The 16,386-nt window shown below is 40.9% G+C and carries 16 protein-coding genes; 8 read left to right on the forward strand and 8 right to left on the reverse strand.

All coding sequences use genetic code 11. The annotated features are described in order from the left end of the window. The first annotated feature begins 95 nt into the window (after nucleotides 1-95). A complete protein-coding gene (locus NZ848_RS05745) occupies nucleotides 96-1,337 on the forward strand; it encodes an ABC transporter permease (RefSeq protein ID WP_259014720.1) in 1,242 nt (413 codons plus the stop codon). A gap of 157 nt (nucleotides 1,338-1,494) precedes the next feature. Next, complete coding sequence (locus NZ848_RS05750) at nucleotides 1,495-1,857, forward strand: DUF2304 domain-containing protein (protein ID WP_259014721.1); 363 nt, start codon at nucleotides 1,495-1,497, stop codon at nucleotides 1,855-1,857. A 64-nt stretch (nucleotides 1,858-1,921) separates the two neighbouring features. Here NZ848_RS05750 and secG read toward each other — a convergent pair whose 3' ends face one another. The 3 genes from secG to NZ848_RS05765 all read right to left on the reverse strand — a co-directional run bounded on the left by secG (nucleotide 1,922) and on the right by NZ848_RS05765 (nucleotide 4,145). After that, nucleotides 1,922-2,287 carry a preprotein translocase subunit SecG gene (secG, locus tag NZ848_RS05755; RefSeq protein ID WP_259014722.1) on the reverse strand — a complete coding sequence of 122 codons (366 nt, stop codon included), beginning with the start codon at nucleotides 2,285-2,287 and terminating at the stop codon, nucleotides 1,922-1,924. 54 nt (nucleotides 2,288-2,341) lie between these two features. Continuing rightward, complete coding sequence (locus tag NZ848_RS05760) at nucleotides 2,342-3,004, reverse strand: hypothetical protein (RefSeq protein ID WP_101728448.1); 663 nt, start codon at nucleotides 3,002-3,004, stop codon at nucleotides 2,342-2,344. A 196-nt stretch (nucleotides 3,005-3,200) separates the two neighbouring features. Continuing rightward, a complete protein-coding gene (locus tag NZ848_RS05765; protein WP_101728449.1) occupies nucleotides 3,201-4,145 on the reverse strand; it encodes a malate dehydrogenase in 945 nt (314 codons plus the stop codon). A gap of 347 nt (nucleotides 4,146-4,492) precedes the next feature. Between NZ848_RS05765 and NZ848_RS05770 the strand changes: the two genes are divergently transcribed. The 3 genes from NZ848_RS05770 to NZ848_RS05780 all read left to right on the forward strand — a co-directional run bounded on the left by NZ848_RS05770 (nucleotide 4,493) and on the right by NZ848_RS05780 (nucleotide 6,032). Next, on the forward strand, nucleotides 4,493-4,924 hold the full coding sequence (locus NZ848_RS05770) for a YkvA family protein (RefSeq protein ID WP_259014723.1): 432 nt from the start codon (nucleotides 4,493-4,495) through the stop codon (nucleotides 4,922-4,924). A gap of 91 nt (nucleotides 4,925-5,015) precedes the next feature. Next, entirely contained in the window at nucleotides 5,016-5,192 is a 177-nt protein-coding gene (locus NZ848_RS05775; protein WP_101728451.1) for a Sec-independent protein translocase subunit TatA/TatB, read from the forward strand. 549 nt (nucleotides 5,193-5,741) lie between these two features. After that, the gene (locus tag NZ848_RS05780; protein WP_253534403.1) at nucleotides 5,742-6,032 is read left to right on the forward strand and encodes a hypothetical protein; all 291 of its coding nucleotides are present in this window, start codon (nucleotides 5,742-5,744) and stop codon (nucleotides 6,030-6,032) included. Nucleotides 6,033-6,085: 53 nt separating this feature from the next. On the opposite strand, the gene NZ848_RS05785 is transcribed toward NZ848_RS05780, so the two are convergent. After that, nucleotides 6,086-6,700, reverse strand: coding sequence for an IMPACT family protein (locus NZ848_RS05785; RefSeq protein WP_259014724.1), 615 nt, complete (start codon nucleotides 6,698-6,700; stop codon nucleotides 6,086-6,088). Between the two features lie 169 nt (nucleotides 6,701-6,869). Here NZ848_RS05785 and clpB point away from each other — a divergent pair, with 169 nt between their 5' ends. Further along, entirely contained in the window at nucleotides 6,870-9,488 is a 2,619-nt protein-coding gene (gene clpB / locus NZ848_RS05790; protein WP_259014725.1) for an ATP-dependent chaperone ClpB, read from the forward strand. Nucleotides 9,489-9,562: 74 nt separating this feature from the next. Here the strand turns inward: clpB and NZ848_RS05795 are convergent, their stop codons facing one another. Further along, nucleotides 9,563-10,540, reverse strand: coding sequence for a bifunctional helix-turn-helix transcriptional regulator/GNAT family N-acetyltransferase (locus NZ848_RS05795; protein WP_259014726.1), 978 nt, complete (start codon nucleotides 10,538-10,540; stop codon nucleotides 9,563-9,565). An 85-nt stretch (nucleotides 10,541-10,625) separates the two neighbouring features. On the opposite strand from NZ848_RS05795, the gene NZ848_RS05800 reads away from it, so the two are divergent. Next, complete coding sequence (locus NZ848_RS05800) at nucleotides 10,626-11,141, forward strand: GNAT family N-acetyltransferase (RefSeq protein ID WP_259014727.1); 516 nt, start codon at nucleotides 10,626-10,628, stop codon at nucleotides 11,139-11,141. Here the strand turns inward: NZ848_RS05800 and NZ848_RS05805 are convergent. Both NZ848_RS05805 and NZ848_RS05810 read right to left on the reverse strand, forming a co-directional pair. After that, nucleotides 11,138-11,710, reverse strand: coding sequence for a pentapeptide repeat-containing protein (locus NZ848_RS05805; RefSeq protein WP_259014728.1), 573 nt, complete (start codon nucleotides 11,708-11,710; stop codon nucleotides 11,138-11,140). The two genes, NZ848_RS05800 and NZ848_RS05805, sit on opposite strands and share 4 nt — an antisense overlap. Nucleotides 11,711-11,718: 8 nt before the next feature. Beyond that, a complete protein-coding gene (locus NZ848_RS05810) occupies nucleotides 11,719-12,468 on the reverse strand; it encodes a TrmH family RNA methyltransferase (protein ID WP_259014729.1) in 750 nt (249 codons plus the stop codon). Nucleotides 12,469-12,481: 13 nt separating this feature from the next. Between NZ848_RS05810 and tamL the strand changes: the two genes are divergently transcribed. Continuing rightward, on the forward strand, nucleotides 12,482-14,989 hold the full coding sequence (gene tamL, locus NZ848_RS05815) for a translocation and assembly module lipoprotein TamL (protein WP_259014730.1): 2,508 nt from the start codon (nucleotides 12,482-12,484) through the stop codon (nucleotides 14,987-14,989). Here the strand turns inward: tamL and NZ848_RS05820 are convergent, their stop codons facing one another. Continuing rightward, nucleotides 14,990-16,306, reverse strand: a complete 1,317-nt coding sequence (locus tag NZ848_RS05820) for a GntP family permease (RefSeq protein WP_259014731.1) — start codon at nucleotides 16,304-16,306, stop codon at nucleotides 14,990-14,992. Between the last annotated feature and the right edge of the window lie 80 nt (nucleotides 16,307-16,386).

Below are 16,386 nucleotides of genomic sequence, written 5' to 3' on the forward strand. Positions count from 1 at the left end.
TGGTTTGCTGGTTTCAAAACTCTTAATGAACTTTGTCATTATAAATTTTGATAGAAATATCTTATACTTCTCTCTGCAAATCAAGCTTTGATTAAATGAATTTACAAGAAAATGTTCGTGAAGGACTCCGGTCTATACAAGGCAATATGCTTCGCACAGTGCTTACAGCGTTAATTATTGCAATTGGTATTACCTCATTAGTGGGTATTCTTACTGCCATAGATGGCATGCAGAGCTCAGTAGACAATAGTTTTGCCGGGCTTGGGGCAAACTCTTTCGATATCATTGGCCCAAGGCCCTGGCGACGCAGAAGCGGCGGGGTAGAGGAGAAGGACGTACCACCAATTGACTACCGGCAGGCCAAATTCTATAAAGAACTTTTTCAGGGTAAAACCTCGGCAACTATCAGTATTTATACAAATGTGGCAGGTGCAGCCCAGTTGAAATATAAATCTATTAAAACAAACCCCAATACCCAGATAAGAGGTATCGACGAAGATTTTCTGACAATAAAAGGTTATAAACTGCAGGCTGGTAGAGATATTAATAAAAATGATATTGATTTTACCAATAACGTTGTGATTCTTGGCAATGAGTTGTCTACTTTATTGTTTCCGAAAGAGAACCCTATTGATAAAGACATAACCCTGATGGGATTAAGATTTAAGGTAATAGGTGTTTTGGAGAAAAAAGGAAGTATAAACGGGGGCGGAGACGACCGCGTGGCACTTGTGCCGCTGGAAACAGGCCGGCAGATTGCCGGAAACAGAACCCTTACTTTTGATATTACAACCTCTGTGCCTAACGTTTCGGATATGGACTACATTATGGGGGAAGCCGAGGCCGTGATGCGACGCTTAAGAAGAGACCCTGTAAGCAAGCCGAAATCTTTTGAGATGGAACGCGCTGATGCACTGGCCAAAGACTTTGAAGAGGTAACCGGGTATTTGCGGGTAGGGGGGTTTGGTATCGGCATTATTACACTTCTTGGTGCATCTATTGCGCTTATGAACATCATGATGGTTTCGGTTACTGAGCGTACCAGAGAGATTGGCATCAGAAAAGCCATTGGTGCCACGCCTTTCAAAATCAGATTGCAGTTTTTAATGGAAGCCATTACTATCTGTATTTTAGGTGGGCTTGGCGGTATTGTGCTGGGTATTTCGGTTGGTAATGTAATTGCCAGGGTAATCAGCGATAAGAGCAGCTTTATTGTGCCATGGGGCTGGATGATCATGGGTATTATTGTATGCGTAATTGTAGGTATTATTTCGGGCATATACCCGGCCTACAAGGCTTCAAAACTAGACCCGATTGAATCATTGAGATACGAATAACGACCATTGTCTGCTATCAGATCCATATCTATTTTTAAGACTTTATGTGGGGGTAAACCTTTCGTGTTTCAGTTATAAAAGCAAAATTTTGTTACATTTACTTAGTTGCTGTCAGAGCAGCTAAGTTTTTTTTGTTTATACTCAAACGGCACACCTTATGGCTCGTATTCAGATTATTACTATTGTTATCAATTTTGCATTTCTTCTATCTATTGCCTGGTTGATTTTAAAGGGTAAGCTACGTGAAGAATATGCCATTGTGTGGTTGGTTTGCACGGTTCTTTTGGGCGTATTTGCTATTTGGAGAGACGGGCTGGAAGTAATGGCCCGCTTGTTTGGGGTTTACGAAGCGCCTAATCTTGTTTTTACGGGTTTTATATTTCTTATTCTGATTTATCTGTTGCATTTGTCGATAGTCAACTCTAAACTGCAAAAGAACGTAACCAGGTTAGCACAGGAAATAGCGCTTTTAAAACAGGAAAACGAAGAGAAAGCAAACAAAGAGCAGAGTAAGGAATAAAGGACGAACATAAAAAAGCCTGACAAGCAAATGCTTATCAGGCTTTTTCAGTACATTAATATGATTATTTCTGCGGTTGAGAAGGTGTTGTATTGGCTGGTGTTGTGTTAGCAGGTGTCTGCGTTGGGGCAGGTGCCGGAGCAGTAGCCGGACGAGACTGGGCTTTCTCAACATTAAGACCGTTGTCTTGTGCATCAGCACCGGTTTTGTCTACAAAAATACCTGAAACAAGGGCTCCTACTATTATAAAAACAAAGAAGCCCCAGGTCAATTGTTCCAAAAGGTCTCCTGTACGTTGTACGCCAAACATTTGTGAACCGGCACCACTAAACTCGCTTGATATGCCACCACCTTTTGGATTTTGAATTAAAATAATTAAAACTAACAGAATGGCAACAATAACCATCAAAACTAAGATTGTAGTGTACATTTTTTCAATTAAAATTAACTATGAACAATGATTTTTATAAGTCAGGCTCCGATGTCAGAGTCTCTTTTTTTCTAATTCCGTAATTTTTTCTGCAAAGTAAGTATTTTTTCCGGGATTTTTAGCAATAAGTTTTTTATAAACTTCTATGGCTTGTTCAAAACGCCCCTGCCGGGCTAATATTTTGGCGTAGCTTTCTGTCAGAAGCGGGCCCTGAAGGGTCGTACTCACTTCGCTCAGGTCTTCAACTTCTTCGCCGGCCGCCACTGTTCTGATGGGCTGAATACGCGGCTCTTTTTTTATAAATTGCTCAATAATAGCCAGTTGTTCTTCCTGTATGTTTCTTAAGGCAGGCTTGGCGATTGATTCTATCAGCTCTTCTTCCAGTTTTTCACGATTCAGCTCTTCTTCTATTGAATCCTGTGAGAATCTGGCCTCTGCCGGGCTTTCATTGAAACGCATGGAGGAAGTAATGTTCCAGTCCATATCGTTTTCAATTACTTTTCTGAGTGCGTTTCTGCTTAATGCATAAATGGCAGCCTTACGGATGGCGTCATGCGCAATTTCAGGGGCTTTCAGGTAAATGCCCTTGGCAATCATTGTATACCCCAACTGAAAATAAGGATACTTTTTGGTGGCATTTTCCAGAAACATGGTATCGTTAAGGCTCAGTGATTGCGGGTTGTTAAGTAGGTCTATAAAGTTATTTTTATCAAGCATAGGAATGCACCGTTAGTTATAAACAATCAGGTAGTAAAATTGAACCGGTGTAATCCGGTTTGTTAATCAAATATAAACATAAAACAGCAATTATTTTTTTATTGTGTTTTATAATCCGACCATAGAAAAGAAAATCTCGCAGCGCTATAACTGCGAGATTTCTGAATGTATGCGAAAGCCTTACAACTTTAAGCCATTAAATGCTTAGCGTGCTTAGTACATTATTCATGTTTCTAACGGCATCGGCCGATTTGGCAAATGCAGCTTGTTCTTCTTTGTTCAGGCGGTAGTTGATTATTTTCTCCCAACCATTTCTGCCTAAAACTACTGGTACACCCAGACAGATGTCTTTCTGGCCATACTCTCCATTTAATGAAACTGAGGCTGGCACTACGCGTTTTTCGTCACGGATGATGGCCTCAACCATTGAGCACGCAGCTATACCCGGAGCGTACCAGGCTGAGGTGCCAAGCAGGCCTGTCAGGGTAGCTCCACCCACCATTGTATCGGCTGCAACTTTGGCCAATGCTTCTTTAGACAAAGAGCGGCTTACAGGAATACCATTCCAAGTAGCCAGACGTGTCAACGGAATCATGGTAGTATCACCGTGGCCACCAATTACATTAGCGTGCAGGTCGCCCTGAGAAACACCCATTGCCTGCGACAGGTAATAACGGAAACGAGATGAGTCTAACGCACCACCCATACCTATTACGCGTTTTTTATTTACCCCTAATGACTGAGCCACCTGCAAAGCAAGGTAGGTCATGGTATCCATCGGGTTTGAAACAATCAATAAAATGGCTTTTGGCGAGTAAGTAAGAATCTGCGTTACTACGCCTTTCACAATACCGGCATTAATGCCTATCAGTTCTTCGCGGGTCATACCCGGTTTACGTGGTAAGCCGGAGGTAATCACCACCACGTCAGACTTGGCAGTTTTGGCGTAGTCATTAGTTGAGCCTATGATTTTAGTGTCAAATCCTTCCAGAGAAGCGGTTTGCATTAAATCCATAGCTTTTCCTTCGGCTACTCCTTGTTTAATATCTAACAATACTACTTCATCGACAATCTGCTTACGAGCGATGTTATCGGCTGTGGTTGCACCAACAGCGCCTGCTCCAACTACGGTTACTTTCATTTCGGTAATTATACCCCTAAAATGCTCTGTAAAAAAGCTTGTTTGTTAGAAACATGTCATGCCCAGGGGTGAAATTTAGCAACATGAAGTTTCATAAAATATGTAAAAAAATGAATGTAAAAGGTTACCCGAAAAACCCCGATTGAGTGTAAATACATATATTTTTAGGTTATCTGCCCTGCATGTACAATCAATAAAAGGTAAACAGGAAATTTTGCTCAAATTTATTGGACAAAACTAATATAATACAACGTTTTTAAGTGTTTTTTTTGTATTTTTTCTCAACGCCTTACCTTTTTTGGTATTTATTGCGTTTATTAACCGTATAATAGCTATTTAAAACCTGCATGGCATCAGAGACAAACCAATTGATTTCGAAAGTACTGGAATCGGTATTTTATAAAACTGCACTGAGAAGAGCACCAAGACTTGCAAAAAATGCGCACAGTCTGCTTAAACTATTAAGGAATGCGCTTGTCAAAGTACAAAGCCTGGGTGTTGGCACTACGGTTGATATATTGCGCGACAAGGTTGTGTTGTTGGGTGGATTGATAAAGTCGTACGCCACAGGAGAATACAGGAACATCGAGATTCAGAATCTCTTGAAAGTGATAGCGGGGTTTATCTATTTTGTTTCGCCAATAGATATTCTGCCCGATTTTCTGCCTTTTGTCGGGTTAACCGACGACGTTGCTTTGCTGATGTTTATTATCAAAAGCATCAGCGATGAAATCGAGAAATTTGAGCAGTGGAAAAAGAAAGTGCCACTATCTGTGTAATGCATTTTAAGTGCAATTTAATTTTTTAATTGTTCAAATTTCGTTTATATTTGTATTAAATTATTGTAGAAAACTTTAAACTTATTACATCATGTTTGGTCTTGGAACAACTGAGATGGTTTTGATTTTAGTCGTTGTCCTATTCTTCTTCGGAGCGAAAAAACTTCCTGAGTTGGCTCGTGGTTTAGGAAAAGGTATCCGTGAATTCAAAGATGCTTCTCGCGAAGTAAAAGAAAATATCGAAAAGGCTGCAACTGAAGAAAAATAATATTTTTTCCTTCTTTCAGCCCTAAACTATAAAACAATAGCATTCATGTTTTTCATGTTATGTTATTGTTTTTTTGTTTTTAGGTTAACCCTCATCCGGATTTTCAAACTCTACATTTTTAGCTCCTGCCTTTTACATTCCTCTTTAGGCTCATACAGCATTTTCTCTTTCGGTTTATTTTACTGCTTTACAACTTAATCAGTTTTTATCGAGTTTATTATTGCTTGTTTAATTTAGTTGTAAGCCAATATAGCTGAGTTTCTTCAAATAATATTGATAAAGTTATATTTCCTGCGCCGCTGATTTGTGATTCGATTTAACCTAGTTTTTGAGTTTTTTGAATTTTTTGTCTGAAATTTATCTGTTTCGAAACCTAGATTTGCTGATTTGAGAAAATAATTATTGTATTATTCTAATATTAAAAGATACATAATTTAGTCTGTTGTCCGAATTATATTTTGTTATAATCAAGAAATGCAAAATTTATTTAAAAATACTTGACACAGACTTAATAATTATTTTACATTTGTGTACTTAAACAACAAAATCATGAGAAATAACATAGACAAAGAAACTTACACCTGGACAATCAAAGTATTTACTCTTCTTGGAATCCTACTTTTATTGGTAAATGTCTTCCTGTTTTTCTCGCAGAATCCGGCGCATGCTATGGCGTTTAAGTTTTCAAGCGCGGTTATGTTTTTGTTGCTGGCGGTTGTGGTATGGTTAAGGCTGGAGTACCTGAAAGTTTTTAAAGTAGCAGTTTACAAAGCGCGTCGCGTACCTATGTGGGCATCTATTTTTGTATTTGTTGCAGTTGCATTCTCAAGGATCTTCTAACAAACTATAAATCAAATAAGTAAAATTAAGCAAGGCCCTGTGCCTTGCTTTTTTTATTCAGTGTTTTTGTAAACAGCGGTTACACTGTCAATCTTCTCTATTTTGTTCAGAACCTGATTCAGCATGGCCTTTCTCACTTCAACAGTAAGTGTGCAACGGTTATCATAAACCTGATTACTGATTTTAAGCGAAAATTCTTTCACTACCTTCATTACATCGTTCATATACTCGAAGTCAAAACTTACTTCGTAAATATCATTCACGGTTTTTTCAATGGTTTCGGCATTGTCCAGGGCTTCTGCCGTGGCCGACTTATAGGCATTTATCAGACCTGGTACACCCAGCAAAGTGCCACCAAAATACCGAACCACCACTACCAGTAAATTGGTAAGGTCTTTAGAAAGCAAAACATTCAGTATGGGTCTTCCGGCCGAGCCGGAAGGTTCGCCATCATCATTAACTCTGAACTGATTGCGGTCGGTACCAATTCGGTAAGCATAGCAATGATGATTAGCCTTTGGGTGAAGGCTACGGAGTGTGTCCAGATGTTTCTTTATTTCCTGCTCGCTCGTGATAGGATACGCAAAAGCCAGAAATTTACTTCCGCGGTCTTTATAAAGCCCCTCGGTTGGTTTAGCAATGGTGGTGTAGGTGTCTTCGAAAAGCATACTGTCAGAATGAGACCTCAAAAATGCTAAAAATCTTAAACATAAATATAAAAGCGGTCGTTTTGTCTTTGTTTGAATTGGGTTATTGGTTGTTTTCTGTCAATTTTTCCGGAAATGCAGGGTCTGCATATTTTTTGTGAATTAAGAATTATACAAAATTTGAAAACAAATGAATTTCAATCAATATACCATAAAGGCACAGGAGGTTATCCAGAAAGCGGTGCAGATAGCCCAGGGAAATATGCAGCAGGCTGTAGAAACCGGGCACTTGTTGAAGGCCATTTTAGAAGAAGATGCCGACACTTCATCTTTTATGCTCAACAAACTGAACGTAAATCAGCAATTGCTTGTCAGTCGTTTAGAGGCCATAGTAAACGGTTATCCGAAAGTAAGTGGGGCACAGGCTTATCTGGGTAATGAGCTTTCTGCCGCATTGGCTAAGTCTCAGAACTATCTGAAAGAATTTAACGACCAGTTTGTGAGCGTAGAATTGCTTTATCTGGGCCTGTTGTCGGGTAAAGACCCGGTTGCTGCCTTGATGAAAGAAGCAGGCTTTAAAGAAAAAGAACTAAAATCCACCATACAGGAATTGAGAGGAAAAAATAATCCAGTGAAAGACCAGAACGCAGAAAACACTTATCAAGCCCTTGCTCGTTACAGCAAAAATCTGAATGATTTGGCTCGACAAGGCAAAATTGACCCCGTAATTGGCCGTGACGATGAAATCAGGCGTGTGCTTCAGATTTTATCGCGCCGTACCAAAAACAATCCTATACTTTTAGGTGAGCCGGGCGTTGGTAAAACCGCCATTGTTGAAGGCCTGGCGCAAAGAATAGTGTCTGGCGACGTGCCTGAAAACCTGAAATCAAAAACCATAGTATCGCTTGATATGGGTTTACTGATAGCCGGTGCCAAATATAAAGGCGAGTTTGAAGAACGCCTGAAAGCAGTGATTAAAGAGGTAACGGATTCGGAAGGAGAGATGGTGCTTTTCATTGACGAGATTCACACGCTGATTGGTGCAGGCGCCGGTGGCGAAAGCGCAATGGATGCCGCCAACTTATTGAAACCTGCCTTGTCTCGTGGCGAATTACACACCATTGGTGCAACCACACTGGCCGAGTACCAGAAATATATAGAAAAAGATAAAGCCCTTGAGCGCCGTTTTCAGTCGGTAATGGTTGATGAACCCAATGTGCCTGATGCCATTTCTATTCTAAGGGGTATTAAAGAAAAATATGAATTGCACCACGGCGTGCGCATTCAGGATGATGCCGTTATTGCCGCAGTAGAGTTATCTGACAGATATATATCAGACCGGTTTCTGCCCGACAAGGCCATTGACTTGATGGACGAGGCGGCTTCTAAATTGCGCCTTGAAATGGACTCTATGCCGGAAGAACTGGATGAGCTGAACAGAAAGATTATGCAGCTTGAAATTGAAAGAGAGGCCATCAGGAGAGAGAGCAATAAGGATAAAGAAAGTATTCTGAATAAAGAAATAGCCGATTTGAGCGAAAGACGTAACGAACTAAAAGCCAAATGGGAGAACGAGAAAGGGTCTATTAATGAATTACGTTCATTAAAAGAGCAGATTGAGCAGCTGAAACTGGAAGCTGAGCAGGCCGAACGTGCCGGTGATTATGGTAGGGTAGCGGAGATTCGTTATGGTAAACTGGTAGAAGCAAACAACAGACTTAACCAGATTCAGAAAGAGGCCAACAACGGGCAGGCTACTTTATTGAACGAAGAAGTATCAGCAGAAAACATTGCAGAAGTAGTAGCTAAGTGGACGGGCATACCAGTAACTAAAATGTTGCAGAGCGAACGTGACAAGTTACTGCATCTGGAAACAGAGTTGCATAACAGGGTTGCCGGGCAGGACGAAGCTATAAAAGTGGTGGCCGATGCCGTGCGTCGTTCTCGTGCCGGTTTGCAAGACCCAAAACGGCCAATAGGCAGCTTCTTGTTCTTAGGGCCAACGGGTGTAGGTAAAACAGAATTGGCAAAAGCACTTGCCCAGTATCTTTTCAATGACGATAACGCACTGGTAAGAATAGATATGAGTGAGTATCAGGAACGCCATGCAGTAAGCAGGCTGGTAGGGGCTCCTCCCGGATACGTAGGATACGATGAAGGCGGGCAGTTAACCGAGGCAATACGTAGAAAGCCTTACAGTGTGGTACTTCTTGACGAGATTGAAAAGGCGCACCCGGATGTTTGGAATATTCTGCTGCAGGTATTGGACGAAGGCCGCCTGACAGACAACAAAGGCCGTGTGGCTAACTTCAAGAATACGATTATCATCATGACATCGAACATGGGTAGTAACATTATTCAGGAAAAGTTTGCCGAAAACGAAGGCTGGAATTATCACCTGATTCTGGAAGAGGCCAAAAATGCAGTGCTTGACCAACTGAAGGCCTATGTGAGACCTGAGTTTCTGAACCGAATTGATGAAATTGTTTTGTTTGAGCCATTAAGTAAACTGAATCTGCAAAAAATTATTGGTATTCAGTTTAAACAGATTCAGAGCCGAGTAGCTGAGCAAGGAATAACATTGGAAGCCACCGATGAAGTATTGGCCAAACTAGGTGAAGAAGGGTATGACCCAAGCTTTGGCGCCAGACCTTTGAAACGTGTATTGCAGCGCAAGATTCTGAACGAATTATCTAAAGGTATTCTATCAGGGAAGGTCCACAAAGATTCTGTGATTATGATGGAATTGGGGGATGATGGAGAAATAGTGTTTGAAAACGTTGGAAACAGTGAATTTGAGATTGAATAATAGCTAAATGATTAAGAGCAATTGCCGCCGATTTTTTCAGCGGCAATTTTTTTTACTCTCATGGCTGGCCGGCCCTACAATTTTAGTCGGTATATTTTTAATTCTATTCCCTTCGGAAGTATATAATTTTCCGGCACGGCATCATTGCTGATCAGCTCAAAGCCATTGCGCTCATAAAAGCGATGGGCGGCGTGTGTAACCAGTGGGGTATCCAGCAAAATTTCTTTAAAATGTTGCTTACGGGCTTCAAGTACCAAAATTTCAAAAAGTCTTTGCGCAAGCCCCAGTGCTTTGCCTCGGTATTCCTGCTTAATAAACATCTTTCTTAAAACAGCCTGCGTTTCGTTCAGTCTTTCTAAACCAATGGTGCCTACCACTTCATCTTTGTTGTTTGTTGCCACCCAGAGCAAATTTCCCCTGTCGTTATAGAACGCTTTCAGATTATGTAAATCCGGTTGGCGCTGTGCTGTTAAGCCCAGGTTAAATTCGCCGTTCTGGATACCCAGTACCATATCTTCAACCTGTGTCTGGTATTTTTCATCAAACAATTGAATGTCAATCTTCGACTGTCTCATTTCTTCAAAAGTTTCATAATACTGGCGTTTAAAGTCATTCTTGTCCAGAAAATCTTCTATCTCCTGCATAGCCATAAGAATGTTATGTTGAGAGGCGCGAATGATTTTTTCATTGTTTTCCTTAAAGCTTACCCACATTTCTTCTAGTTGAGGCAAATTCTGGTAGGCTTTCACAGTAAGTTTCAAGTGCCTTTTGCGGCCGTCTGTTCCTGATTTTACTGATGTTATCCAGCCCGCCTTTTCCATCTCCCGGGCTATCTGTATAACACCCGGGTGCGTAATATTTAATATTTCAGCAATTTCCATAATGCCCTTTTCTCCTTCTTTACTTAAAACGTAGAAAATAGGAAACCACTTCGACTCAAAATCAACACCTGAACTTTTATAGATTTCTGAAACCGATTTCATCATGCGGTCGCTTAATCTTTTTAACCGGCTTCCTAGTGCCAGTGCACCCAAATCAGATATTAAATCCATTTTATGTAAGTAGTTACGTAATTAGTTACGCAAATATTTGGATAATAATTTTTCTTTGCAAATTTTTACAAAAAAATAGATACACATGCAGATAGTAAATGCCGGAATAAACGATTTGGACACCTTAATGAATTTTTATGATAATGCCATTGCACATCAGAAAGCCGTTAGTAATCTGGTTTGGAAAGGCTTTGACAAGCAAGTAGTGGTAAAGGAAATTGAAGATGGCAGACAATGGAAAATAATGATTGATGGCCAGATAGCCTGTGTGTTTATGACCGCCTTTAATGACCCCGACATCTGGGATGAAAAAGACAAAGATGCAGCCATTTACATCCATCGTATTTGTACCAGTCCGGATTTCAGAGGTAAAGGATTCGTTAAAATTATTACTGACTGGGCAATTAATACAGCAAAAAATAAAAACTTAGACTTTGTAAGACTTGATACCTGGCAAGACAACGCCCGCCTGCATCAGTTGTATTTACATGCTGGCTTTCATTATGCAGGCATGAAACTGATTGACGCCTCCGGTAATCTGCCAAAACACTATTGGGGTGTTACACTGGGTTTATTCGAAATCAGCATAAATGAACTTTAACTGATAACAATACCATACTTATCTAACAACCCGCCTAAGCCTTGCAGTGAAAATCTAGCCTTTTTCAATTTGTTGCGTTCAGGGTCTATGGAGTAATTATAGGCAGACCGAAAGTCAGCTTTTTCCAGGTTAGTATTACTGAAAACGGCACGGGTTAAATCGCAATTATCAAAAATAGCCGTGCTTAAATCAGCATCAGAGAAGTCAACCTCGTGTAGTGTAGTATCTTTAAAAGTGGTTTTCTTAAGATTTAAACCCAGAAACGTTGAAAGATTAAGCTGGCAATTCTGAAATCCTACTTCAAAAAGAAAAGGATTACACTGGTCAAAGTGCACGCCTAAAAGTTTGCAGTCTAAGAATTTAACGTTTTTTAGCGATGTCCCCCTTGTGTGAGCCATACTCAGGTTACAATCTTTAAAAACGCAATCAGAGAAGATACAGGTTGAGAGGTGCAATTCAGCAAAATTGCAGTTACTGAAAGTACAGTCTTCATATTCGCCTTTTGGTAAAGGGTTAACTCTAAAATCAATTTTTTCGAAGGTTTTGCCTTCAAAGTACCTGATACTCATAAAATCAGTTATTGGGTTCGCATTAAATTATCTAAAACAATGGCGGTGGCAATGCCTACATTTAAAGACTCCGCATGGCCAAACCGCGGTATAGTAACCTTGTTAGTTACAAATTGCTCAACACCCGCGCCAATACCGTTCGATTCGTTACCCAAAACAATATAGCCTGACGCAGGAAATGCAAATTGATGCAGGTTAGCACTGTTCAGAAAAGTGCCAATAACGGCAACTTTATTATTATGCTGGTTTTCTTTAAAATATTCTGTTAGGTTTGTATAAAAGGCTTTAATACGGGTAAAAGAACCCATTGAAGCGGCAATTACTTTTGGGTTGTACAAATCAACGGTGGTTTCAGAGCATATCAATTTTTTTATACCATACCAGTCGGCAATGCGGATAATGGTACCCAGATTACCGGGGTCACGGATATCATCCAGAACCAGAACAAATTCATTCTCAGCAGCACGTAATGATTCATTGGGTTTCATTTGTGCCACTGCAACGGCGGCATCATTACTTTGCAGGGTACTTATTTTCTCCAGTTCGGTCTGTGAAATTTGCTCAACCGATATTTTTTTTAGTTTTTTTTCGTTTTCATCAAAAAACTTAGTTGTGCATAGCAGCAGCTCAATTTCAAAATCAGAGTTTACCAACTCTAAAACACTTTTAGCGCCTTCTACTAAAAAAGACTGGTGTTCTTGCCGATATTTTTTGATTTGTAAGGATTGAACGTATTTTTGTTGCTGCTTTGAAAACATACCCTTAATATTTATGCGTTTTAATTATTTTTCGTCAGGACATACACCAGATAAAAAAAAGCCAGGGATTGTCTTGTCTGATAAAATAAAATTTCTGCCTTTACTTTTTCTGATTTTTACTGCTTGTTCAAGAAAGGTACAGTTAGCGCCAGACGAATACCGTTTGCATAGTCTGACCATCAAAGGTAATAAACAAATTCCAACTGAGGAATTAGAGTATCTCATTCCTCCGGCACAAAAGCCGAACCGACGCCCATTCAATTTACCGGTTACTCCTTATGTGGGCCTGTATAACTTTGGTAAAAATTTTTATAGCCAACAGAAAATCAAGGCACGACGCGACCGCTGGGACAGCAAACTGAAAGCTTTGCCAAGCCCGGTTAATTTTGATGCTGAGATTGAGAAAAAAAGAAAGCGATACCAAAAAAAAGTAGCGGTTTATCAGGACAGGCTGGATACCGGTGAAAACTGGTGGATGAAAAACGTCGGCGAACCCCCGGCAAAAATTACCGAGGCGGCTATTAAACATACCACAGATAACATACAAAAATATATCTATAACAAAGGCTTTTTTGACAACACCGTTGTATATGACATTGACTCAGCTGCCAGCAAAAGGGGTATAAAACTAACCTACCACGTAGAGGAAAAGAATGCCTACTACATTGACACCGTCAATTATGCCATTGAAGACCCACGTATTGATAGTATTCTGCGCCTTAATACGAACGCCAGATTAATAAAAAGTGGCCAAAGGTTAGATATGAACAACATAACCCTTGAAAAAGCCAGAATAGAGCTGACTTTAAAAGACGAAGGTTATTACAACTTTGTAGCCAAAAACTCAATTGCTGCCGAAATTGACACCACAGACTACATCAAACGTAATTACAGGGTTAATGTTAAAATGCTGGTTAGTAACCCGCCTTTCAGAAGCCGGCATGAGCAGTTCAGAATTGAATCAGTTTATTTTGTTTCAGCAGACCCGTCGGGCGAAGCCATCAGCAAAGGCGATACCACCCGCGTAAGCTACAACAACATTGATTATTCATTTATAGGGAAGCGCTTTCCGTCCAGGCTGCTCGATAAAAAGATTCTGATACGGCAGGGCCAGCTTTTCAGGATTTCAAAGGTAAACGAAACAAACAGGCAATTATATGGGCTTGACCAGTTTGCTTTTGCCAATATCAGGTTTACTCAATTGCCCGATAACAAGCTAAGAACAGAAATAATTGCGCCAACTAACCCAAAGTACACGGCATCCTATAATTTTGATGTAAACAATATAAACGGAATTTTAGGTGGCGGGGCCAATGTGTCTTTAAGAGCCAGAAATTTACTAAGTGCGCTTGAAACCACAGAGCTCGGCCTGCGTGCTAACCTTGAAGGCCAGCCGGGGCTTGATACCACCGTGCAGCGCAGCCGTGAGCTAGGCGCCAACCTTGCTTTTAATTTCCCGAAAATTATTTTTCTGAACAAAGTTGCCAATTTACTAAGCCTGAAAAGCCCACGCACGCAGGTGGCATTGAGCTATAATAACTCTTCGCAGCAGTTATATCGCCGGCAGGTATTCAGGTTAACAGGTAACTACTCATGGCTGAAATCAAAATATGAAACCATTCAGATATCTCCATTTGATATCAACCTTATCAATACGCCCTATAAAAGCAGAGCATTTGACTCTATCCTTACCTCAGAGGCCTTGCGGGGCAACAACCTGAAAGTATTGTTTGACCCCCAGTTTGTGTCCAGCATCAGCGGTAGTTATATCTACAACAATCAGGTACAAGGCAAAAATATCAGAGCTAAATTTCTGAGAATTTTTGTTGAATCCGGTGGTACGGCCATCAACTTTTTCCCGGATAAAAATAAAATCAGATTCATAGACCGGTTGTTTCCTATTGATACCAACCAGCGGGCTTATTTCAGATTTGTGAAAATTAACATAGATTTCAGACGGTATATCCCGATTAACTCCCGTGATTCATGGGCTTACCGGATTAATGTAGGAGTAGCCCATCCGTATGGCGATAATCAGGCGTTGCCTTTCGAAAAGAACTTCTTTATCGGTGGGCCCAACAGTATCAGAGCCTGGCGACCCAGAGCTTTAGGGCCGGGGTCGGCACAGGGTGTAACCGTGGGTAACCGTTTCTTTCAGCAGCCGGGTGATATTCTGATGGAAGGCAGTTTAGAGTACCGCAAATTTATGTTCAGGTTTATTGGCAACTGGAACGCCGGATTCTTTATAGATGCCGGAAACGTCTGGAAGTGGTACCAGATTAACTCTAAATTCAATGAAGCTAATTTTAACTGGGAGCGTTTCTATAAAGAATTCGCTGTTGGCACCGGTGCGGGTATCCGACTGGACCTTGACTATTTCATTGCAAGATTTGACTGGGGTGTAAAAGTAATTGACCCGTCAAGAAAAGAAGGCGACAGGTTTGTACTCGACAAAACACGCCTGGGCCGTAGCAATGAGTATTATCCGGTATTTCACTTTGCTATTGGTTATCCGTTTTAATCAGCCAATAAAAGCATTTAAAGCCATTACCCCGGCCAGCCCCGATACTGAAACCAATGTTTCCATAACCGACCAGGTTTTCAGGGTATCTGCCATTGACAGCTGAAAATACTCTCTGAAAAGCCAGAATCCGGCATCATTCACATGCGAGAACATCATACTACCTGCGCCAATACTTAACACCATTAAATGGGGTTCAGTGTGGGTGGCGGCAAGCAATGGCGTCACAAAGCCAGCAGTAGTGATGCCCGAAACAGTTGATGAACCAACGGCCACCCTGATAATAGCCGCCATGCCCCAGGCAAGCACCAGCGGGTGCATTGAAGATGCCTGCATCATACCGGCTATTGACTGGCTGACACCGCCTTCTGTCAAAACCTGCTTTAGGGCACCTGCCCCACCAAAAATAAGAAACAGCATGGCCACTTCTTTTACCGAATCACCCATCAGAACCGTTACTTCTGCCATTTTCTTATGCTGTTTTATGCCCAGAAAGTATGCCGCAAACAGAACAGAAATAAACATACTTACAATAGGGTCGCCAACAAATGTGATGGCATGAGCGCTAAAAGAATTTTCCGGAAAATAAGGAATTAGCAGGGTTGAAATACCGATTAACAATATTGGTAACAAAACAGAAGCAAAACTGATAAAGGTGGATGGCATCACTTTTTCTGCCAGATCAGGGGCAATAAATGCTTTATTGGGCAGGGTAATATACTTTTTTACTGTTGCGCCAAATAGCGCTCCGGAAATCAGAATGGCAGGTATGGCTACAATAATACCATAGAAAAGCGTGATGCCCATGTCAACATTAAACTGTTTTACCAAAGCCAATGGGGCAGGGTGGGGCGGCAGATAACCCTGCGTAACAGAAAGCGAAGCCAGCATGGGTAAAGCAATATAAACCGCAGGTAGCTTGTAACGATATGACACCGTAATAACCAGCGGTGCCAGCAACATGAAGCCTACCGAATAAAAAAGCGGCAGGCCTACTATAAAGCCTGTTATCATAAACGCCCAGCGCACATATCCTGTACCGATGATGTTCATCATTTTTACTGATATTCTTTGGGCTGCGCCGCTTTGTGCTACCAGCTTGCCCAGCATAGCACCTAGTGCAATAATAGATACGATTGAGCCCAATGTGCTGCCCATGCCATGTTGTATTGCCTGTAAAATTTGCGAAGGTGCCATTTGCAGGGCCAGGCCTACGCCTAACGAAACAACCAGAAAAGAAAGAAAAGTATGCAGTTTAAAGTAGGATATGAGCAGAATAAGCACCACAAGCCCAATAACGGTAATGAGCAACGGCATAAAGCAATAGTTTTAAGGTTGAAAGTGAAGCAAAATACAAAGGATTATTTAAAATTGATAGGGTTTAAACCGGTATCAGG

This window comes from Emticicia fluvialis (assembly GCF_024793945.1).
GTDB classification, from domain to species: Bacteria; Bacteroidota; Bacteroidia; order Cytophagales; family Spirosomataceae; genus Emticicia; species Emticicia fluvialis.